This is a genomic window from Paenibacillus sp. FSL W8-0187, from assembly GCF_037969755.1.
Classification (GTDB): domain Bacteria; phylum Bacillota; class Bacilli; order Paenibacillales; family Paenibacillaceae; genus Paenibacillus_AQ.
In genome coordinates this window covers 1,451,799-1,471,936 of the sequence record NZ_CP150206.1, presented here as the reverse complement: position 1 = coordinate 1,471,936, position 20,138 = coordinate 1,451,799, and the positions used below count along the sequence as shown (strand labels likewise).

Sequence of the window (20,138 nt, the reverse complement as noted above, 5' to 3'; positions counted from 1 at the left end):
TCAGAAGACAGACCGCATATAGCGGAAGTTTTTCTTGCGAGATAAGGATGGTAAGCCTTTGAAGTTTATTCCTTCTGATCTCTTAAACTTTGGTTGTTAACGCTGTAGCGGATAAGCCGCGGCAAGCCGCTCCAGGCCTTCCTGTAATATATGACGCGGCGTGGCGATGTTGACCCTGATGAAGCCTTCACCGCCAGGACCGAAAGAAGAACCGAAGCTAACGCTGACACGCGCCTTCTCCTGAATCCACTCCACCAAATCCTTTTCATGGCAGCTCACGGCCGTACAGTCAATCCACAGCAAATATGTCCCTTCAGGTTCGATCACGGCCAGCTCTGGCATATGATCAGCTATGAATGTTTGGGCATAAGCCATGTTATCTTTGATATAAGCACGAAGTTCCGTTAACCATTCATCACATGCTGTGTATGCGACTTCCAGCGCAGGCACGGAGAAGAAACTAGGATTATGAATTCCGGCCTGCAGCAGACCGTGCTTAAACTGCCCTCGCAGCTCATCATTGGGAATGATGGTATTAGCGATTTCGAGACTTGCCAGGTTAAAGGTTTTGCCCGGTGACGTACAGATAATGGAACGATTCGCAACCTCTTCGGACAGCTTCGCAATGACGGTATGCTCGTGTCCCTCATGAATGAAATCAGCATGGATATCATCGGACACAATCAGTGCGTCATACTGGATGCAAAGCTCCGCCATCTGTTCAAGCTCATCCTTCGTCCATACGCGGCCAACCGGATTGTGCGGTGATATGAGCAGGACCACTTTAACCCCTTCCCGCATCCGCCGCTCCATATCTTCAAAATCGATCTCGTATCGCCCGTCCGCTAGCTTAAGCGGACTTTCAACCAATACCCGATCGTTTAACGTAACCGCTTTCGCAATAGGCTGATAAACAGGTGTATGGACAAGAATCCTATCTCCGGTCTCCGTAAACTTCTGTATAATGACCGAAACGGCTTGCACAATGCGCGGACAAAATACGATCCATTCGGGCTCGACCTGCCAGTCATAGGCTTTATCAAGCCAAGTGCGGACAGCTTCGAAGTAAGGCGGAAACGGATCGGTATATCCGTAAATACCGTGACGTGCGGCCTCCGCGACCTTATCCACCACCATAGGCGGTGCCGGCAGATCCATGTCCGCCACGGAGAGAGCGATCATGTCGCTCCCCATGCTCTGCGCCATCCCGTCCCATTTCGCACTGTTCGTGCCAAACCGGCTGACCACCTTGTCGAAATTAAATGTCATGATGTCACCTTCCATTGTCTCAGGATGCAATGCATTATTATTCGGTTGACAGCCGCTTATTTCAGCTTCTGCAAATAGCGATACACGGTAGGCTCCGATATGGATAAAGCCGCGGCAACCTTGGATACTCCGCCCTTCAGCAGAAATACCCCCTGCTCATTCAATTCCTTCACAATCTCGATCTTCTCGTTAGAAGATAAACGGTCCGCCGGAATGCTGATTTTGCTAAGGACGGTCTGGACGATATGCTGCAGCAAATCGTCCACGTTCCCCTGCAGATATTCGGTGGACGGTTTCTCCTCCTTGGATGCATCAAGAGCTGCTGGCGGCGTCAGCGATCCTCCCTGCAAAATGCTATTGATCCAGTCGGCCGCAACCTCCATATGCGTAATGTCGATGTTTAGGCACATCAGACCGACCAGCTCGCCGCTGCCGTTTTTAATAAAATACGTCGAAGATCGAAAAGTCTGACCACGGGCGCTGGAAGCTTTGTAGTTCGCGATGAACTGCTCTTCTCTGTAGGCCTCCGCCTTCAAAATTTTCAATACGAGGTCTGTGGATGCATCGCCGACCCGGCGTCCACTAATATGGCCATTCTCGATAAAAATGATGGAGCGTTCCGGATCGCTGATATCGTGCACAACCACCTCGCATTGAGGTCCGATGATCGCCGCGATAAAAGAGGCAATCGGAAAATAGCTTTCAAGCAGCTGCTGATTTTCATTCATGAAGAGCTTCTCCCTTCTCTGTTACGCCATTATTTATTTTGGATAAGCCATCATTTGTTATGGATATCATCCCTTACGATATAATAATTAATTATCATGATAATATTATATTATAATAATAAAACGTTTTCAATACTTTTGTCTAAAAAAGTCGAATACTTCTCAAAACACTCTTCAATGGACCATTACAGTTCGCCTTACGACAGAATTTTGGGTTGAATGCTATAAAAAAGGCTCTTCGCGGGCGGTCCGATATGACCGCTCGCAAGAGCCTTTTTGCAACCATATGAGAACGCGTAGTATCCACGTGCTAGCTGCATATGTTTCCTATGTTTTAGCTAACCATTTCGTGACTAACGCCGTTACGATTCCCTGCCAGCTTGCTGCTGCAGGTCCCGCCATACTTTCTTGTTGCTGTATTGTTTCTCCGTGCTGATATCTTGTCCAAACCACGCCGGCGGCACAAAGCCGTCTGCGGCTTCAATGGAAGGAAACTCTACCTCCAGCACCAGCAAGTGAATCTGCGCATAATCGTCGATTTCGATGATCGTGTCCCCTAAGCGGGCGGTCACCCGTCTCTTGGTCAGCGGAATCGCGCCATGCGCCTTCACCACTTGGTCATAGAGTCCTTCGGAAATGGCGAACTCTATTTCCTCCCTGGCAATTCCCCATCCTTTTTTGAACGTATGAGTGAATTCAACCTGACCCGATTTCAGATCCGTTATTTTACGGACCCGAAGCTCCTGATCCCCATCCAGCGCCAAATACGTCTGCTCGATGAACTGCTCCTTCTCGACCACGATGGTTCCTTCCGATATCAAGTCTTCCGGATAAACCTCCAAAAGGTATTTGCGTTCGATTTCAATCGCCATAACTATCATATCCTCCCATCGATGATCCCATCTGTGTTGATTCCATTATAAGGATCGATCACCGCAGCGACAAACAAAAGCGATAGAAGGGATGCGCGGGGGCACCCTTCTATCGCTTCGTTTTCATCTTACTTTATCAATTTCTTATAAGACTTGATCACCTGCGTGTGCATACCTTCGTGATACATGCTGAACGTAAGAAACTCGCCAACGGTTTGGAACGTCACGGGACCGATGGTCAGCGGATGAGCCGAATCCTGGTCGAGGCGATTCGAGAAGGTTTCACGGATCCGGGTCGTTTGCTCCTGCAAAAGCTCTACTAGCTCGGAGAGCGCAGGCGGCTTCGACGTCCAATCGGCCGGCTTGGTTCCGGTTGCAAACCATGCCTCGAATCCTTCCGGAATACGGGGCTGCTCGCCCGCCGTTGCAAAAGCAAACTGCTCATGCACGGTGTAGATATGGCCCAGGTTCCAGCGAATGCTATTCGCAAATCCTTCCGGGATGATATCGGCCTCTTGCTCCGTTACATGTTCTACCGACTTTAAGGTCGCTCCTCTGGCAAAATCCAATTGATTAAAAATCGCTTCATTCATAAGACAATCCCCCTTCCAAATGGTTCGTAACTATCCTATCGTAATATTCAGCCTATCGCAAGGAGTCCTAAGGCATTTTGCACAACCTTTAGCATTTGTCCACAAACCGCTTCATCGATTAGACTAGAGGATATAATATAGTAAAGGCGATTGCGGGATCATGTTTATACTATAGGAAATCTATACATAAAGGAGTGGATCAAGATGAACTACCGCCGTCTTGGCAACAGCGGACTGAAAGTTTCGGAGCTCGGTCTTGGCACGAACGCTTTTGGCAAAAGAGCCGATCAAGAGACATCCACCCGCATCATAGACCATGCACTGGACCATGGCATCAATTTCATCGATACCGCGAATATTTATGCAGGCTCGGAATCCGAGCGCATCATCGGGGAGGCGCTTGCCGGCAAACGCCATAACGTCGTATTAGCCACGAAAGCCGGACTCGTGAACGGCCAAGGGCCGAACGAACGCGGTTCCTCCCGCTATCATCTGCAGCAAGAGCTGGAGAACAGCTTAAAGCGGCTGAAAACCGACTATGTGGACCTGTATCAGATCCATACGTTTGACCCGAATACGCCCCTTGAGGAAACCTTGCGCACGCTGGATGACATGGTGTCGTCGGGCAAGGTACGATATATCGGCGCTTCCAACTATGCCGCCTGGGAAATCATGAAGGCGCTTGGGATCAGCGAGCAGCGCGGATACGCCCGGTATGTATCCACCCAAACGAGTTATTCCCTGGCCGACCGTACGCCGGAGCTGGAGCTTGTTCCCCTCTGCCTCGATCAGGGCGTTGGCATCATCCCGTATTTCCCGCTTGCCGGCGGCATTCTCACCGGCAAATACGGTCAAGGCGCAAGCACGCCCTCCGGCTCCCGTGCGGAAACGGACCCTAACTTCAACCGCTTCCTGGAAGATCGCAATCTGAAGCTCGCACAGCAGGTCAGCCAGTTGGCTGCAGAGCATGGTCATTCCCCGAGTGCCCTGTCCTTAGCCTGGCTGATGAATCGTCCTGCCGTCTCCACTGTCATTGTCGGAGCTACGAAAACCGAGCAGCTGGATGATAACCTGAAGAGCCTGGATATTGAGATCGATGAAGCACTGGGTTCCAGCCTGGATGAAATCAGCGACGACTTTGTTTATTCCAAGCCCTTCGCCACTTACCGGCTGGGGTAAATAGCGTTATTTCAAATAGAAGAGCTGCGCCAGGAATGAATTCCTTTTGGCGCAGCTCTTTTTTTCTATATTCGACAAGCCATTATTTAGCAGGCACATTTCCAATCATCCCCGATGCGGAAAGCATCCGCAGAAGCATGATTGCCGTTTCCGCCCGGGTCATATTACTGTGCGGCCTCAGCTTGCCATCATAACCGCTCATGATTCCACTTCCGACCACATCCGCTGCAGCCGCCTTCGCCCAACTTGCCCATTCGGCACCGTCTTGGAAGGAATCTAGCGCAGCATCCGAATCCAAGCTGCCGGATATCGGGGCAACCCCTGCGATTTTTTGGGCTCTTGCGAAAATGACCGCAGCCTCCTGCCTCGATATCAGGTTATCCGGCAAGAAGGTGCCGTCGGCATAGCCGTGAATAAGTCCACTCTTGCTTGCCGCCGATACGGCCCCCAAGTACCAGTCCCGGGAAGTTACGTCTTGAAATGTGCTGGTGCTTCCCTGCTCTGTTAAACCGAGTGAGCGAACCATCATGGAGACGAATTCCGCACGGGTGACTGGTGCATCCGGATGGAACCCGGCAGCATCTCTGCCGCTTACAATGAGGCGTGAGGCCATCTCGTTCACCGCTGCCTCGGCCCAATGGCCTGTCATATCCGGTAATCCTTCGGTATGGCTGACCAAGGCATACGTACCATTATTCAAACCTTGGATGATAGCGTACGTTTTGCCTTCACGTGTTGCCAACCGGGTTGGCGCGTGATGGACGTTTCCTTTTTCGTCCAAAAACACGGCGGTTGTCACGACTTTCGCGGCGGATTCTTCTTGAAGGGGAATCTCGAGCACCACGTAAGCAGAATAGGAATCTCCGCCCAACGGCTTCCCTTGATCATAGGCTATAATCCTAACATCAATGAAGCCATAAGTTGTACCAAGATCATTCGCATTCCCGGTTTGCTTCAGCTTTGCGCTGAGCGCTATTTCGCTTTTGGTAAGTACAAGATGAAGTGTTCCTTCTTTTGTTGCCGCAGCTTTGCCGAGCTGTCCTGAAATAGCCTGAGCTGGAATACGGGCGCTGCCTGCCGAGGTCTCGAATTCGATCATCGCGCTGCTTCCTTCAAGCGCTTTTGCGGACTGGTTGTCCAGGACCAGCACGGCTTGATCGAGATCGTCCGTGGCGTGAAGACGCACAATCGGTCGACGGTTCTTCTCTTTGATCAGCAGTGATTGCAGTCTATCTCCGTTCACCTTGACAGTCAACACGGCCTGCCCATTCTTCTCTTTCGTTAACGTTGATGATATCATGCCGTTCTGTAATACATCATTTATAAACGACGTTACGCGGCTGCTCTCTGTGGAGCTCTGCCCCGAACCTGACCCTTGACTTGCTTGGGAACCCTCACCACCGCTTGGTCCTTGACCTCCAGGAGAGTCAGATCCACCGCCTGGCGTACCAGGATGGGGTGGATTCCCAGGTTCAGGCTCAGGGGAAGCGGCTGCCTCTCTGTTCACGTCCACCGTGTATGTCTTTGTCGTTCCATTCTGAGCCGTAACCACGAGATGAATGCTGTTACTTCCTACTGCTAGGCTGACCGGATCTGACGGCTGCCCGGCCGATACGGCCTTGCCGTTCATCGTCACCTTTGCCTGAGGATCGGAAACGCTCGGCGTTATGCTGATCTCCGTTATACGGTTTCCAACCTGGCTAATGTAGCTTGTGACAGCAGGGTTGAATGCCGGAGCGAGCGTTCCATGCGATAATGCTAATCCGCTTAAATCCGCATCGCTCGGAACGGGAATCTCAGCACCGGCCGGCCTTGCGCTCACTTCTTCTGAAAATGCGCTGGAGCCCCCATCATTTCCTGCTTTAACCGCAAAATAATACGTCGTTCCATTCAGTAAATCACCTGCTGAATACGTAGTATCCGTGACCGTTGCGATCGGTGCTGTTCCATATACGCCGGATTCCGTCCCGGAATAAATATCGTAATAGGTAGCCCCCGTTACGGTAGACCATTGCAAGGTCACTTCACCATCTCCAGCTCTAGCACTCAAGCTTGCAGGAGCAGGCGGCGCTGAAACAGATTCTTTTTCCGTTATAAAGCTCCAATCTTGAGGACCCTTCATGCCTTCATAGAAGTTGCCTGCAGCGTCTTGAAATGCATCCTCCTCTATCTCTACATAATAACGCGTAAAGTACGACAGACGTTGAGACAGACTTACCGCTACCTTCTCATCGACCACCCTGACATGAGAACCGTCTGTCACTTCGATCGACTCGATCTTGTGATGGTCCTCCGCCCTCATAATCGATATGTACTTGCCACTAACTCCGGTTACGGGTTCATTGAACTTGAATTCAAGCTTCGTTTCGATCGACACCTCATCAGCCAGATTCGCAGGCGTCCGATCCACCACGACAGGCGAATCCGCATCGATCCATTTGGCATACAGCGTCAGGTTAGCCAGAATCGGTGCCGCGAAATCAAATGGAAGCTGGAAGGATTGATCCATATACCATCCCCCGAAGGCATAACCGGGTTTCACTGGATCGACGGGCTGTGTTACGGTCGTAGCATAAGGGACGACCGCATCCACCACGGGCGAACCCCCGTTGCTGTCGAACGTCACGGTTTTTGGGAAATAGATCGAGAAATGAACCTGAGTCTTATTCCCAGCACGGTCGGTTACGACGAGGTTAAATCCCCCTTCCGTGTTTACCTTGTCTCCGCTCTGGAACGCTTGCTGATTGAGCGTCGCGCTCCCTTCATTAAAGAAGATTTGCCGCTCCCGATCATACTGGCCTCCATCTGCCACGCCTGTAACCAGAGGTGCGGTTTGGTCGATCTCAAAATCGGCCTTGATCTTTTTGCCGCGAGGCGACTCGACGACCAGCTTATACTGGCCATCTTTGCGGATGGTCGTGCCGCTGACAAAAGGCTGCCCGTCCAGCGTTCCCGTGCCATTGGTATAAACGGGCGTCACTTCGTGATTATATAGCCCTCCATCGGTTACTCCGCTTATCGTCGGCTCAATCTCCGTAACGTTGATGTTAACGATGGCTGTGCCACTGCTCTTATTATGATTGCTCGCTATATATGTAAAAGAATCTGTACCAACAAAATCGACATCCGGTGTATAAGTAAACGAGCCATTCTTATGAAATGTGATCTTTCCATGAGCAGGCGGATTCAATATTTTGGCTGTCAGAACATTGGAATCATTACTCATCACCCCAGGGGATGGTACCGTTAATGGTGTGGAAACATCTGTTGTATATTGGTCGGAAACAGTTACAGGCTGAACTTGCTGCAGGGTTGGAACGTATCCGTAATGGGATACGTAATACTGCGTCAAAGGTTTGCCTCTCAGATCAGGAATTCCAAAGGTTTGGTTCGGAGTTCCCCCAAACTTGTTGCCGATTAACTCATAAAGTGCCCTATTCTCTGCAACATTTACAAGCTTGCCATCCGCCTTATAGGATGCTAGCCCAGGGATTTCCAAAGGAAAAATGCGGATCTCGCCAGCATACACCTCACCAGCGCTGCCTGGATGTATCCCTGCCTTGGCGGCGTAATACCGGATGTTGGGCTGCACAGGGTTAATCTGCGGTAATTTAAAGCTACCCTGACTGTCTTGGCCGAATGTAGTACCGTACACACTGTATAGAGGATCAGAATCACTTAAAACGGTGCCATCAGTCGTCACCCAGTTATCATTCATCTCCATGTTGTAGGGAAAAAGTCGAAGCTCCCCCAGCATCGTATTGTCGGTCAAGCCACTGCTGCCTCTCGGATATAATCCCTCAGCCGCGATATAGTATCCCATGCCCGGCACCGGTTCTTCCTCCCGTAAATCAGGCAATGCAAACGTCTTGTTGCCATCTCCGCCAAAGTTGTTGCCCAATAGAGTATACAAAGCCGAATTTTCCAGACTTATCGTTAACACTTGCCCTGCACAGTATATCCACCCTTCGGGACCGTTCTGGTAAGGAAATAGACGGATCTCGCCCAGATATTGAGCGTCTAGAAGATTAGCCCTAACCGTCTTCGGAGACGCGAGCACACCCAGTACAACCTCTAAACCTATTAGAATGGACAACATCACCTTCAACCATTTCGTAGATGCTATTCGCCTTCGTTTTTGCATATTGCTGCTTCTCCCCCTAATACATTTGTCCTATTTCAGTAATATAATACTAATGAGTAGTATAACATTACTAGAAAGTATTATAAATGGTAGACGATATAATTCAAGGAGAAAATGTCTTCTAATAGAGGGATTCATTAGCTAAAGAGACACGCAAAAAAGATGGCCCCTGAACCGAGTCAGAAGCCATCTTATATACATCTTTCTACCTGTCCTCGGATTCTCTTATTCCCAAGGATCCATGCGATAAACGTCTTAGTTCTTAGTCGATTTACTTCCCTATTTCAAAATCTCTTCAATGCGAGTTTGAACCTCTTCGCTGAGCTCAATGCCGGATGCCTTCGCGTTCTCGCTAACCTGCTCCGGACGGCTTGCGCCGACAAGCGCACTGGATACGTTCGGCTGGCGCAGAATCCAGGCAAGCGCCAGATTGCCTACGGATACTTCAAGCTCTGCCGCAATCTTCTCCAGCTCGCGAACCTTCGCGATTTTCTCCTCGGTAATGCCTTTACGCATCCATTCCAGCTTCGCGGCACGGCTGCCTTCTGGAATATCGGAAGCTGAGGTATACTTGCCCGTCAACAGACCTTGCGCCAGCGGAGAGAATACGACCTGCCCAATGCCGGAACGCTCGCTCAGCGGAATGATTTCCTTCTCAATGTAACGTTCAAACATATTGTAGATGGGTTGATTGACCACGATGCGGTCGAGCAGGTAACGATCCGCTACCGTCAACGCTTCTGCTATTTGCGATGCCTGCCACTCGCTGACGCCGACATAGAGGACCTTGCCCTGGCGGACAAGGTCGTCGATCGCGCGAAGCGTCTCGTCAAGTGGCGTTTCCGGATCATGACGGTGGCAGTAGAAAATATCCACGTAATCATGGCCAAGCCGCTTCAAGCTGGCATGTGCCTGCTCCATAATGTGCTTGCGGGACAAGCCGCGATCGTTCGGGCCATCGCCCATAGGCCAAAAAGCCTTTGTCGCCAGCACGTAAGTCTCGCGCGGATACGCTTTCAGGGTTTCGCCAACCAACTCTTCGGCTGCACCTTTCTCATATACATTCGCCGTATCAAAAAAGTTAATGCCCAGATCATAAGCCGTTTTAATTGCGTTAACCGCATTCTCGCGTTCAACATAACCACCGTATGTAAGCCAGCTTCCCAAGCTGATCTCACTGACCTTGAGACCTGTGCGTCCTAATCTTCTGTATTTCATGGTAACTCCTCCTTCAATAGAATTACTTGAATGCTACATTTGCTATTTTAAAGTAGTTCCTATTCTCAGAGAAGAAGTGAAATGTTCTTCACTATATTATAAGAAGGATAGCTGATATACTTGAGTATAGTTAATAGAAAACCGGAAGGAGCCTACCGTTATGGGAAATAAATCGAGCAGTTACATACCGAAAACTCCCGAACATATCGAATGTAATATCGAAAAAACGCTGCTGGTCTTAGGCGGAAAATGGGCATTTCTCGTCATCCGCGAGCTCTTTGGCGGCACGAAACGATTTGGCGAGCTGCAGCGGCAAATCCCGAATGTCAGTCCGCGGGCACTGACCACGACGCTTCGCCATCTGGAGGAACAGGGCGTGCTTGAACGCGAAGTATTCCCTACCGTTCCGGTTACAGTGGAATACACGCTGACACCCAAAGGCATGGACCTTCATGTCATCTGCAAGGAAATGAAGCTGTGGGCGGCTCGGTGGACTTGAATTCAATGCCTAACAGCGTCCGGCAAACGCCGGGCTCGGCGGTTACGGTTAGCTCAAAAATAAAGCAGCGGCGGTTCCCTTTGAACGGAATCCGCCGCTGCTTTTTAAAGCTTGCTATTTTTTTATGATTGTTTTTTTATGATTGTAGATTTCATTTAATCGTTATTGTTTTGATTGCCGCGGGATTCTCCGCCCTTGCGGCCGATTTCCTCATAGAATTCCTTATCATGGGACTCTGATGTGGCTTCTCCGCCTTTACGGCCGATTTCTTGATAAAACTCCTTGTCGTGATTCTTGGCCGTTGCTTCGCCGCCCTTGCGTCCCACTTCTTCTCTGCTCATTTTGTTACCGTTGTTGTTAGCCACTGTTCATCACTCCTAAGTTGTTTTTTTGTTGCTGCTATGTCATGTATTTAACCCTTCCGATAAATTCTAAACACCCTTAAAAATGATAAAAGCCGCGACCCGCGCGGCTTAATCACCCTATTTACGTCAGATGCGCATACGCCTCCGCAGCCGCATGCAGATAATAAGCCAGCCCCGTTTGCTGCTCCTCCAGCATCCGGAGATGAAAGTCATCATTCAGGAAAAACTTCGTTTGACCCGCAAAATCCGCAGCCGTAAAGGCGTGGCCCTGCTCATTCATAAACTGCAGATGATCCCGAATCGAATCCCGTACTCGCACATCATCGTACTTAATCCCCGTTTTCAACGCATTTGCCATGCCTGCCATAAAGGCAGCCGCTTCCCTTGCCTGCTCGTTCATGCTTGGAACATCAACGGGTTCGCTCTCGAGCAAATCCACATCATACTGCCCTTTCAGATGCTCATTTTGCTCTGCTAAGGCTTCCTTCCATTCTTCTTCGCTCTCAAAACCTTTGAACAATTCCTGAGGCTCCATGCGCTTGCCCTCCTCCGTACTGGTTAAGGATATTCTTAAGGTTTTCAGAATCGTATCCAATCGATCTGCGCGATCCATCAGCTGCTTCTCCTGTTGTAACAGCATCTTCCGCCGCTCAGGGGCCTTCTCCATCAGTGCCTTGATTTGATCCAACGAAAAATCCATTTCCCTGTAAAACAAAATGTGCTGCAATCGCTCCAGCTCGGCAGTACCGTACAAGCGATAACCCGCTTCACTGATCTCGGCAGGCAAGAGCAGGCCGATTTTATGATAATGATGCAGTGCTTTGATGGTCACCCCGGACAGCTCCGAAACCTCTTTTACCGTGTATAACATACGCTGGTTCCCTCCTTCGACTTCCAGTCTAAGGTCTCCCCTTGGAGGAGAGTCAACCCGTTTATCCGACCGGAATATATCGACTTTGCCGAATCGTTTTTCCGGGAAAATATGATTTTTGTTCATTATTTTGCTAGAATGGTCAATTATGCAGTTAGTAAAACAGAAAGGATGTTATAGGAACTATGAAAAGGAAATGGTTAAAATACACCATGCTCTTATTATCCGTTGGAATCTTGGGGATTATCTCGTACTATACCTACGCTATTATACAATTCTCAAACCAAATTTCGACCGCTTCGAATTCGGCGGAGCAGGTGGATACTTCGGGCGCCGCGTCGGAGGAAATCATCGAGATACCCAAGTGGGAGGGTAAAGAACGCATTAATATTCTCCTGATTGGAGGAGACTCCCGGGGAGACGATGCCGGCAGATCCGACACCATGCTGGTTGCCTCCATCGATCCTGTCACGAAAAGAGCCCATTTGTTCTCGATTTTGCGAGATACCTATGTCGACATCCCCGGCCATGGCAAAGGACGGTTGAATTCGGCATTTGCTTACGGCGGAATCGAGCTGACCAGACAAACCATCAGCGATTTGTTGGACATGCCCATACATAAATATGTTTACACCGATTTTGTCGGATTCATAGCCCTGGTCGACGCCATTGGCGGAGTCGACATTGAAGTTGAGAAAGATATGTATTACACAAGCAAAGCGGACAAGCATATGTACGACATCGATTTAAAGCAAGGGCTGCAGCACCTCGACGGCAAGATGGCGCTGCAATACGTCCGGTTCCGGCACGATGCAAGATCCGATTTTGCCCGTACGGAACGACAACGGATTCTTATGACGGAAGTCGCCAAAAAGATGCAGACCACAGGCTCTTTGTTCAAGCTGCCCAGCATCCTGGATTCAATCGCGCCATACATCGAAACCGATCTAAGCCCCAAAGAAATGCTGAAGCTGATGGCTCTCGGTTTTGATGTGAATATGGATAAAATCGACCAGCAGCAGCTTCCGCCGTTCTCACTGCTGACAAACGAGAAGGCCGGACGGGCACAAGTGCTCGGCGTAGATAAAACGAAACTGCGGCAGTATGTGAAGCAGTTATTCGAAAATGACGCTGCTCAATAAAGTAGCAAGTACCAGAAAGAGGGCGCAGCCCTCTTTTTTGCGTTAAACTTCCTAGATCGTTCGTGGACGCTCATGCAATAAATCCGAAGGAGCGCTGCCCGTGACTCGTTTATAAATTCTATAGAAATAGGAGAGGTCCTGATATCCGAGAAATACGGCAATCTCCTGTACCGTCAGCTGCGATTCCGTTAACAAATACACTGCCCGTTTGATCCGCTGGGCGTGCACGTACTGGCTGATGGTCTGCCCCGTAACACTCTTAAAGAGTACCGCTGCGTAATTGGGGGTTTTGCCGATGGCATCGCCCAGCTCTTCTTTCGTTATCTTCTCACGGTAATGCCGCTCAATATAAGACTTCATCCGTTCCACATGCAAGTGCTTCTCCGGCGTAATGACTCCATTGTCCAGCTCACGACTGATATAAATCAACACTTCTGTCAATAATGCTTCTATCATCAAGACATAATAAGATGGGCGTTCCTGCCACTGCTGATGGATCACCTTCAACCGTTCGCGGATCAACTCATAACAGCCGGGTTTATGTTTTAATGCTTCTTCTCGTTCAAGCACCGATAATCCCGTCGATAGCTGGTCTGTCCACTCAACGGCGATTTGCGTGTGCGTCACGGTAGGGATGCTTTTGCCATAATACGGAACATCGGCTGGAATAAGCAGCAACTCCCCTTTCTCCATAATCTGCTTATCCCCATTCACCCAATATACACATTTTCCATATGTCACAAGGCTTAAGCGCCATGCTCGCTTCTCATTGTCAGCTTCTTCATACCAATCGACACCGCTAATTTGTTTTACTTCTACCGGAGTGATCATAACTCACCTCCATTGCGATACTATAATCCATCCATTGTACTATAGTTCATATCATGATTCGACAAGACAGGCTACAATGTGATCATTAGGGTAGTTTGAATGAGCTCGAATGCTGCAAAAAAGCTGAAGAGTGCAAATACAAAGGAGGAACAAACAGCCATGCTAAAAACCAAAATCATTTGTACGATGGGACCCGCATGCGATTCCATTGAGCTGTTGAAAAACATGATTCAGGAGGGAATGACCGTTGCCCGCTTGAATATGGCACATGGAGAGCCGGAGGATCACGTGACCCGGATTCGGAACGTTCGCCAGGCCGCATCCGAATTAAACACGTATGTACCCATCATGATGGACATTAAAGGACCCGAAGTACGGATCGGCAAGCTGAAAGAGGCTTCCTGCACGCTCAAACCAGGTGAGGAACTGATCCTGACTACCGAAGAAATTCTGGGAGACGCCCAGCGCATCTCGGTCAATTATGCCGAGCTGAATCTAGTCGTGAAACCGGGCGACCGTATCTTGATTGATGATGGCCTCGTAGACCTGAACGTTCTCCGTGTTGATGGGAAGGACATTCACTGTAAAATCATTAGCGGCGGCGTGCTTAAACCGCGTAAAGGTGTCAACCTCCCCGGAATCAAAACGACACTTCCTGGGGTCACCGAGCGTGACGTCATGCATATCGGCTTCGGTCTCGAGAACGACATTGAGATCATTGCCGCTTCTTTCGTGCGCCATGGCGATAATATCCGCGAAATCCGCAGCATTCTGAAGGAACGCGGCGCAGAGCATGTGCAGATCATCTCCAAGATCGAGAATGAAGAGGGCATGCAGAACCTGGACGACATCATTGAAGCCTCCGACGGCATCATGGTTGCCCGCGGCGACCTTGGCGTCGAAGTGCCGATCGAAGAAGTGCCTATGATGCAAAAAGAAATGATCGATAAATGCAACCTGGCCGGCAAACCGGTAATCGTGGCAACGCATATGCTGGAATCGATGCAGGTCAATCCCCGCCCGACCCGCTCCGAGGTGAGCGACGTGGCTAACGCTGTGATCCAGGGAGCTGACGTTGTCATGCTCTCGGGGGAATCCGCTGCGGGCAAATATCCGGTAGAATCCGTGCGTACGATGGCCGCAGTTGCCCGCCGCGCCGAAACGATGATCGATTATAAAGACCAATTCGCTTTCAAATCCAGACAGCAAGTTGCCGATATTACCGAGGTTATTAGTCAGGGTGCGGTTAGCTCCTCCCTCGTGCTGAATGCCAAAGCTATCATTACGTCAACGGAGAGCGGATTTACGGCGCGGATGATTTCGAAATATCGGCCAGAAGCACCGATTATCGCGGTTACACAGCATGAAGAAGTGCTGGCCAAAATCTGCTTGCTCTCCGGCGTCATTCCGGTAAAAGGCGACAAGGTCACAACGACGGACGAAATGTTCGAATCCGCTACTCGCAATGCCATCAAGACAGGTTACATCGAAAAAGGCGACATTATCGTATTGTCTGCAGGCGTGCCGATCGGTCAATCCGGTAACACGAATCTGATTAAGGTTATGCAAGTGTAACGGGTACTCTGAAAAAAGACCTCTTCGTAAATATTTTCGGTGCCAATCCATCCCTCTGGGCATATAACTAACTCAGAGGAATCAGCGCGAAGAATGAATTACCGCTGCCGTAATGGATGAACCGAGCATGTTATCGGGAGGTCTTACAAATATGCGTATACCGTATCATTCCATGGAGGACCAGTGGCCGCAGCCTGCCGCCCTTCATGATAAGCAAGCCCATAGCTATACAAGTCCGTACCAGATCCTCTTCCATTGGAACCGCCTGGACTGGAACTTCCCGAATGCTGCGATGAAGCAGCGATTCGAGGAGCATCAGTATTGGAAGCACTGCATGCCCGCAGGCGTCAAAGTGGACCTAAAGGGACGCTTCTATGTATCGGTTCCGCGCTGGGCGGAAGGGATTCCCGCTACGTTGAACACCATTGTGATGGTGAACGGCAAGCCCGTACTGGAGGCTTTTCCAAGCTGGGAGTGGAATACACCAGGGGATGTGCGAAAGCTGCAATCCGTCCTTGGCTACGAAATTGATGAGCATCATCGGATGTGGATTCTGGATCAAGGAAAAATCGCATACGATACTTCGCCCGAAGGCTCGCAAAAACTGGTCATCTGGGATCTGAACGCTAACCGCCTGCTCGATTCCATTGTCATTCCGGATGATATTGCCCCTCCCCGAACATCGTTCCTGAACGACATCGTGGTGGATAACCGAAACGGCTATGCCTATATCACCGATTCGGGCTCTGGCTGGCCGGACCATCCGCTGTATGGCGGAATTATCGTCTACAATATGAGAACGAAGAAATTTCGGCGTGTGCTCGACAGTCATTACAGTACGCAGGACGTGCCCCGATTCCGGTTTGAAATTGATACCGAGCCGGTATACCGCGACAAGCCGATCCGGATCGGCGCCGATGGCATAGCATTATCCGCGGATCGCGGAACTCTATTCTACTGCCAGGTAACGGGGCGCAATCTGTACGCTATCGATACAGGACTGCTGCGGAATTTCAATATTCCCGATTCAATCATCCGGAATTCCGTTCAGACCCTGGGCAGCAAAGGAACGACAACCGACGGCATGCATGCCGACAATCAAGGCCATATATTCTACACCATGCTCGAAGGCAAGGGGATCGGTTACTATTCACCGTACACGCGCTCGTTCAACAAGCTGCTGTCCGACGACAGGATGCTGTGGGTAGACGGGGTGGCTTTTGATCAATGCGGCTCCATCATCTTCAACAACAACCGCCTGCACCGCATGTTTGAAGAGCCGCAGCAGATCGACTGGGACGATCCTTACAATCTGATCATATGGAGAGCCTACATCGGGCAGGACGTGAAGTCCTATTTGTATGGTTGATGTTAAAGAAAAAAGGGTTAGGCAGATCGGGTGTTCATGCCCTCTGCCTAACCCTTTTGTTATATGCCTGCAACGCTTGACCTCAATGACTGGCAACCTTTGCAGTCATTGACCTGCGTAAGCGATATGGTTGTCTGGCTCGATTATCCTAAAGCGACTGGTTCCTTCACTATGATCGGGCCCTTACCACGGCTCCCTGAACCCCTGCCTATCATTCTCGCAGATGCGCAACAGCTTCATTCGAAGCCCCTCATACCAAGGGGGAACATCCGTCAAATCGCTGTCCTCCAGGGAACGCAGCACTCTGGCAAATCCGTACAGCCGCTCGAATCGGCGAAATCTTGCAAACTCCGTCTCCAGCTCGTTATCCAAACTTCGGATGGAACGATACCCTCTCAGGAAAGCCCGTTTCTCTTCCTCCGACTCGGTATCCGCAAGAGCCGTCACGATATCCATCGCAAACCAGTGGTACATTGCATCGTCAAAATCGATAACGTGGAAAGAACGCTCCTTCGCTTCATAAAAGACATTATCCAACTGAAAATCATAATGGATTAAGCCATACGTCTGTCTCGACGATGGCATGAACTGCAGCCAGAGACTAACCCGGTGAAGCTCCTCAACAGCATCCTGCTCCTCGGGATGCCGCTGCAGAACCTGATCGATCATGCGCAATATGTCCTCTGCGCTTCGGCGTCTTACAGTTCCGGGTTCGTATTGGCTGGATAGCGTATGCAGCCTTGCGAGCGATTTCCCCCAGTCCTTGAACTGGGTGGTCGTGAGATTGCCATCTAATGCAATCCCTGCAGCAGCGGAAAACACAACGCCGTGGTAATGTCCCTCGGGTGCCTGAATCGTTTCGATCCAATTCCCGTTCACAGAGGAAACCGGCGTGACAGAAGGATAGCCGTTCTTAACCAGATACCGCATAAATTCCAGCTCGGCGTTTATCTGCTCGATCTTGCTCTCCTCTTCATCATTAAACCTAAGAAAATATCGATCTCCGCTATGGTTAAACACATACACAAAGTTGGAGCTTGCCCGCCAGAACTTCAATGTGCCCTCGTCAAACTCCCAGTTGCGGATGAGTTCGTGGGCTACCTTGTCTGCCGTTAATCCGCGAACCATCGTTGTTAACTTCATCATCTACTCTTTTTCCTCCCACTACAGCCTAAGAGGACTTACACTTCGGCTTTAGTAACCAGCCCTCTCATCTGTACACCATTGTGAATATGAATCGTATTCAACAACGTCACCCCTTTCCGCACATAGACGCAAGCATGAGTCTTGCCTAATAGGTATTGTACAGGAGCCATAAGTGGAGTGGATGGGAGAGAATAAGTATAGGGGAAGTTTACGAAGAACATGGAGACCGACATATTGACGAAAACGGTACCTTCCAGCATGAACGACTGGACGCTTACATGATCACTTTGGAAGCAGGGCTATACGGGGAGACCAATATCCCGTCAAGAAGTACAGATTTACAAGGAGAAATAACCGCTTGATTATATAGATGACCTCCCGTGTTAGAGATGAATTAATAAATTTTTAGCATAGTGAACATGATGCACGGGATGGAGCTTGAAGATCAGATGGGGAAAAGTAAGGGAGAGAATAGAATTAAGCCCAAACAAGTCGTCATAGGCTAATTGGGACATTTTATGATAAGTTTCATCAGTAATACGGTTACTTTGTGGACTCAATACATGATTCCTCCTGTGCAGTATTTAGAGACCAAGCGTATTTCTATCTTGGGTATTATCGTGTGTTGCCAAGCCTTAAATCCTTTTCACTCTGCACCCGTCTCGGCAAAAGGATCATACCCCAAGTCCCGAATCACCTGCTCCAGCTTAGCACTCATCACATAATTCGTCAGTTTGTCTTCTTCATAGTCATAGGAAATGTTAAATCTTTGCTCCTCCTGTCCAATCACATGCCCCTTCATCAAAACATGCGGCATGATGGACGCATCCATTTTCTTCGACTCCGTCATCTCGACATCCAACTGATACGTATCTTTAAAAAATTGAATGGCTTTGGACTCCGCCTGAGATAATAATTCCTGTTCTTTCGGGCTATTCACGTTCTGACATCCTCCAATAAGTATAATAATGACCAGCCACAAGCAGACTGTCCGCATCCACAATCGTGTCATACAATCCTCCTTTTATAAATAAAACCGATTTGTCCTATACTTGAAAAAGGTCTCAAACACCTCTCCATTCATTAAACACTATTATTGATTGGAAATATACGGGATATATTGAGCGATTTATATAGTAATTGAAACAACTGTCCCTACAATACCGAAACGGTTGAACATTCAACTTTTTGATCTAAAGGGGGCCTCTCCATTAGACAATCACTAATCTTAGTCTGTTAAAGCAACCAATCCTGCAGATGCTCTGTGTTTTCATTCCATGAAGGCTTTATAGAGAAGAGTCAATTATTCGTTGCGTTGGTTTAACCCTTTCCGTGTTCCAACTCAAACAACCGCGCGAATTCACCGTACCCTTCCCGAACCATATCTCCCTCAGGCACAAAACGCAGCGCCGCAGAGTTTATCTGGTAATGCAAGCTGCCAGGCGGAGGGCCGTCATGATACAGGTGACCGAGGTAAGAGCCGGACAACCTGCCATAGAGCGCGGTGCGTACCTTGCCGCCGCGAAGATCTCCTTTTTTGCTGATATATCCCTCATACAGAGGTTTCATAAAAGCCGGCAATCCCGTCCGGGCATCATATTGGTCGGTTGAGCTGAATAACGGGTCTCCATTCACCACGTCCACGTAAATCCCCCGGCTTTTGTTATTCCAATAGGGATTATCATAAGCAGGCTCATCCAAGCCTTCTTGCGTCACTGCATACTGGAGCACGGTAAGACTCCTATGGAGCTCTTCCCTGTCCTGTTTCCGATTCCAATGCCGCTCGGCAAAAGAAGCTCTGCCGGAGCCCTCATAATACCGGTTGTAGTCATAACGGTGGGTATTATAGTAATTCTGGTGAAGATCCTCTGCAGGATAAAAAGGCCCTGCCGGCAGGATCGGCGTCACGATCTTTCTTTTGAACCGCCCGCTTTGCTGCAGGTCACCCTTGGAGGCTTCCGCCTCCACACGCTGCTCTTCATGATGAACAAAAATCGCAGTCCGGTACGACGCCCCGCGGTCCATGAACTGGCCTTCCGCATCCGTTGGATCAATCAGGCGCCAGTAGATGTCTAGGAGCCTTGTGTACGGGAACACATCCGGTTCAAACCGGATTTGCACAGCTTCGTAATGACCCGTCGTCTCTGTTCCCACTTCTTCATAGGTTGGATCCTCCGTATGGCCGCCCGTGTAACCCGAAACCAAGGAAAGGATACCGGGAAGCTCGTCAAACGGCTTAACCATGCACCAGAAACACCCGCCCGCAAACGTCGCCAATTGCGTCTTTCCACTTGCCTGATTCAAGGCAGTCCCCCCTTTCATGTTTGTCTATTTCAT

The 20,138-nt window shown here is 49.6% G+C and carries 17 protein-coding genes; 5 read left to right on the top strand and 12 right to left on the bottom strand.

Annotation, left to right across the window (positions count from 1 at the left end):
* Positions 1-96 precede the first annotated feature (96 nt).
* The 4 genes from MKY48_RS06390 to MKY48_RS06375 all read right to left on the bottom strand — a co-directional run bounded on the left by MKY48_RS06390 (position 97) and on the right by MKY48_RS06375 (position 3,462).
* A complete protein-coding gene (locus tag MKY48_RS06390; protein WP_339292545.1) occupies positions 97-1,269 on the bottom strand; it encodes a MalY/PatB family protein in 1,173 nt (390 codons plus the stop codon).
* A 56-nt stretch (positions 1,270-1,325) separates the two neighbouring features.
* A complete protein-coding gene (locus MKY48_RS06385) occupies positions 1,326-1,997 on the bottom strand; it encodes a PAS domain-containing protein (RefSeq protein ID WP_076322814.1) in 672 nt (223 codons plus the stop codon).
* A 362-nt stretch (positions 1,998-2,359) separates the two neighbouring features.
* Positions 2,360-2,869 carry a CYTH domain-containing protein gene (locus tag MKY48_RS06380; RefSeq protein WP_339292544.1) on the bottom strand — a complete coding sequence of 170 codons (510 nt, stop codon included), beginning with the start codon at positions 2,867-2,869 and terminating at the stop codon, positions 2,360-2,362.
* A 128-nt stretch (positions 2,870-2,997) separates the two neighbouring features.
* Entirely contained in the window at positions 2,998-3,462 is a 465-nt protein-coding gene (locus MKY48_RS06375; protein WP_339292543.1) for a DinB family protein, read from the bottom strand.
* A gap of 204 nt (positions 3,463-3,666) precedes the next feature.
* Here MKY48_RS06375 and MKY48_RS06370 point away from each other — a divergent pair, with 204 nt between their 5' ends.
* Positions 3,667-4,641 (top strand): aldo/keto reductase, encoded by a 975-nt coding sequence (locus MKY48_RS06370; RefSeq protein ID WP_339292542.1) that lies wholly within the window; start codon positions 3,667-3,669, stop codon positions 4,639-4,641.
* 82 nt (positions 4,642-4,723) lie between these two features.
* Here the strand turns inward: MKY48_RS06370 and MKY48_RS06365 are convergent, their stop codons facing one another.
* Together MKY48_RS06365 and MKY48_RS06360 are read right to left on the bottom strand one after the other, a co-directional pair.
* Positions 4,724-8,785 (bottom strand): tail fiber protein, encoded by a 4,062-nt coding sequence (locus MKY48_RS06365; protein WP_339292541.1) that lies wholly within the window; start codon positions 8,783-8,785, stop codon positions 4,724-4,726.
* A gap of 279 nt (positions 8,786-9,064) precedes the next feature.
* Positions 9,065-10,003 (bottom strand): aldo/keto reductase family protein, encoded by a 939-nt coding sequence (locus tag MKY48_RS06360; RefSeq protein WP_339292540.1) that lies wholly within the window; start codon positions 10,001-10,003, stop codon positions 9,065-9,067.
* Positions 10,004-10,163: 160 nt separating this feature from the next.
* Between MKY48_RS06360 and MKY48_RS06355 the strand changes: the two genes are divergently transcribed.
* The gene (locus tag MKY48_RS06355) at positions 10,164-10,502 is read left to right on the top strand and encodes a helix-turn-helix domain-containing protein (protein WP_071221283.1); all 339 of its coding nucleotides are present in this window, start codon (positions 10,164-10,166) and stop codon (positions 10,500-10,502) included.
* Positions 10,503-10,657: 155 nt separating this feature from the next.
* On the opposite strand, the gene MKY48_RS06350 is transcribed toward MKY48_RS06355, so the two are convergent.
* Together MKY48_RS06350 and MKY48_RS06345 are read right to left on the bottom strand one after the other, a co-directional pair.
* Positions 10,658-10,867 carry a general stress protein gene (locus tag MKY48_RS06350; RefSeq protein WP_339292539.1) on the bottom strand — a complete coding sequence of 70 codons (210 nt, stop codon included), beginning with the start codon at positions 10,865-10,867 and terminating at the stop codon, positions 10,658-10,660.
* Between the two features lie 121 nt (positions 10,868-10,988).
* Complete coding sequence (locus MKY48_RS06345; protein ID WP_339292538.1) at positions 10,989-11,738, bottom strand: MerR family transcriptional regulator; 750 nt, start codon at positions 11,736-11,738, stop codon at positions 10,989-10,991.
* Between the two features lie 185 nt (positions 11,739-11,923).
* Here MKY48_RS06345 and MKY48_RS06340 point away from each other — a divergent pair, with 185 nt between their 5' ends.
* Positions 11,924-12,880 carry an LCP family protein gene (locus MKY48_RS06340; RefSeq protein WP_339292537.1) on the top strand — a complete coding sequence of 319 codons (957 nt, stop codon included), beginning with the start codon at positions 11,924-11,926 and terminating at the stop codon, positions 12,878-12,880.
* Between the two features lie 51 nt (positions 12,881-12,931).
* Here MKY48_RS06340 and MKY48_RS06335 read toward each other — a convergent pair whose 3' ends face one another.
* Positions 12,932-13,711: an AraC family transcriptional regulator gene (locus MKY48_RS06335; RefSeq protein WP_339292536.1), complete on the bottom strand. Its 780-nt coding sequence runs from the start codon at positions 13,709-13,711 to the stop codon at positions 12,932-12,934.
* Positions 13,712-13,870: 159 nt separating this feature from the next.
* On the opposite strand from MKY48_RS06335, the gene pyk reads away from it, so the two are divergent.
* Together pyk and MKY48_RS06325 are read left to right on the top strand one after the other, a co-directional pair.
* Positions 13,871-15,286, top strand: a complete 1,416-nt coding sequence (gene pyk, locus MKY48_RS06330; protein ID WP_339292535.1) for a pyruvate kinase — start codon at positions 13,871-13,873, stop codon at positions 15,284-15,286.
* 151 nt (positions 15,287-15,437) lie between these two features.
* Positions 15,438-16,655, top strand: coding sequence for an L-dopachrome tautomerase-related protein (locus MKY48_RS06325; RefSeq protein ID WP_339292534.1), 1,218 nt, complete (start codon positions 15,438-15,440; stop codon positions 16,653-16,655).
* A 183-nt stretch (positions 16,656-16,838) separates the two neighbouring features.
* On the opposite strand, the gene MKY48_RS06320 is transcribed toward MKY48_RS06325, so the two are convergent.
* The 3 genes from MKY48_RS06320 to msrA all read right to left on the bottom strand — a co-directional run bounded on the left by MKY48_RS06320 (position 16,839) and on the right by msrA (position 20,105).
* Positions 16,839-17,801, bottom strand: a complete 963-nt coding sequence (locus tag MKY48_RS06320) for a phosphotransferase (protein ID WP_339292533.1) — start codon at positions 17,799-17,801, stop codon at positions 16,839-16,841.
* Between the two features lie 646 nt (positions 17,802-18,447).
* Positions 18,448-18,813: a hypothetical protein gene (locus MKY48_RS06315; RefSeq protein ID WP_339292532.1), complete on the bottom strand. Its 366-nt coding sequence runs from the start codon at positions 18,811-18,813 to the stop codon at positions 18,448-18,450.
* 308 nt (positions 18,814-19,121) lie between these two features.
* Entirely contained in the window at positions 19,122-20,105 is a 984-nt protein-coding gene (msrA, locus tag MKY48_RS06310; protein WP_339292531.1) for a peptide-methionine (S)-S-oxide reductase MsrA, read from the bottom strand.
* Positions 20,106-20,138 lie beyond the last annotated feature (33 nt).

Bases quoted from the DNA above. Each gene is read 5' to 3' on its own strand.
- MKY48_RS06390 (WP_339292545.1), bottom strand. From the start codon at position 1,269: ATGACATTTAATTTCGACAAGGTGGTCAGCCGGTTTGGCACGAACAGT.
- MKY48_RS06385 (WP_076322814.1), bottom strand. From the start codon at position 1,997: ATGAATGAAAATCAGCAGCTGCTTGAAAGCTATTTTCCGATTGCCTCT.
- MKY48_RS06380 (WP_339292544.1), bottom strand. From the start codon at position 2,869: ATGGCGATTGAAATCGAACGCAAATACCTTTTGGAGGTTTATCCGGAA.
- MKY48_RS06375 (WP_339292543.1), bottom strand. From the start codon at position 3,462: ATGAATGAAGCGATTTTTAATCAATTGGATTTTGCCAGAGGAGCGACC.
- MKY48_RS06370 (WP_339292542.1), top strand. From the start codon at position 3,667: ATGAACTACCGCCGTCTTGGCAACAGCGGACTGAAAGTTTCGGAGCTC.
- MKY48_RS06365 (WP_339292541.1), bottom strand. From the start codon at position 8,785: ATGCAAAAACGAAGGCGAATAGCATCTACGAAATGGTTGAAGGTGATG.
- MKY48_RS06360 (WP_339292540.1), bottom strand. From the start codon at position 10,003: ATGAAATACAGAAGATTAGGACGCACAGGTCTCAAGGTCAGTGAGATC.
- MKY48_RS06355 (WP_071221283.1), top strand. From the start codon at position 10,164: ATGGGAAATAAATCGAGCAGTTACATACCGAAAACTCCCGAACATATC.
- MKY48_RS06345 (WP_339292538.1), bottom strand. From the start codon at position 11,738: ATGTTATACACGGTAAAAGAGGTTTCGGAGCTGTCCGGGGTGACCATC.
- MKY48_RS06340 (WP_339292537.1), top strand. From the start codon at position 11,924: ATGAAAAGGAAATGGTTAAAATACACCATGCTCTTATTATCCGTTGGA.
- MKY48_RS06335 (WP_339292536.1), bottom strand. From the start codon at position 13,711: ATGATCACTCCGGTAGAAGTAAAACAAATTAGCGGTGTCGATTGGTAT.
- pyk (WP_339292535.1), top strand. From the start codon at position 13,871: ATGCTAAAAACCAAAATCATTTGTACGATGGGACCCGCATGCGATTCC.
- MKY48_RS06325 (WP_339292534.1), top strand. From the start codon at position 15,438: ATGCGTATACCGTATCATTCCATGGAGGACCAGTGGCCGCAGCCTGCC.
- MKY48_RS06320 (WP_339292533.1), bottom strand. From the start codon at position 17,801: ATGATGAAGTTAACAACGATGGTTCGCGGATTAACGGCAGACAAGGTA.
- MKY48_RS06315 (WP_339292532.1), bottom strand. From the start codon at position 18,813: ATGACACGATTGTGGATGCGGACAGTCTGCTTGTGGCTGGTCATTATT.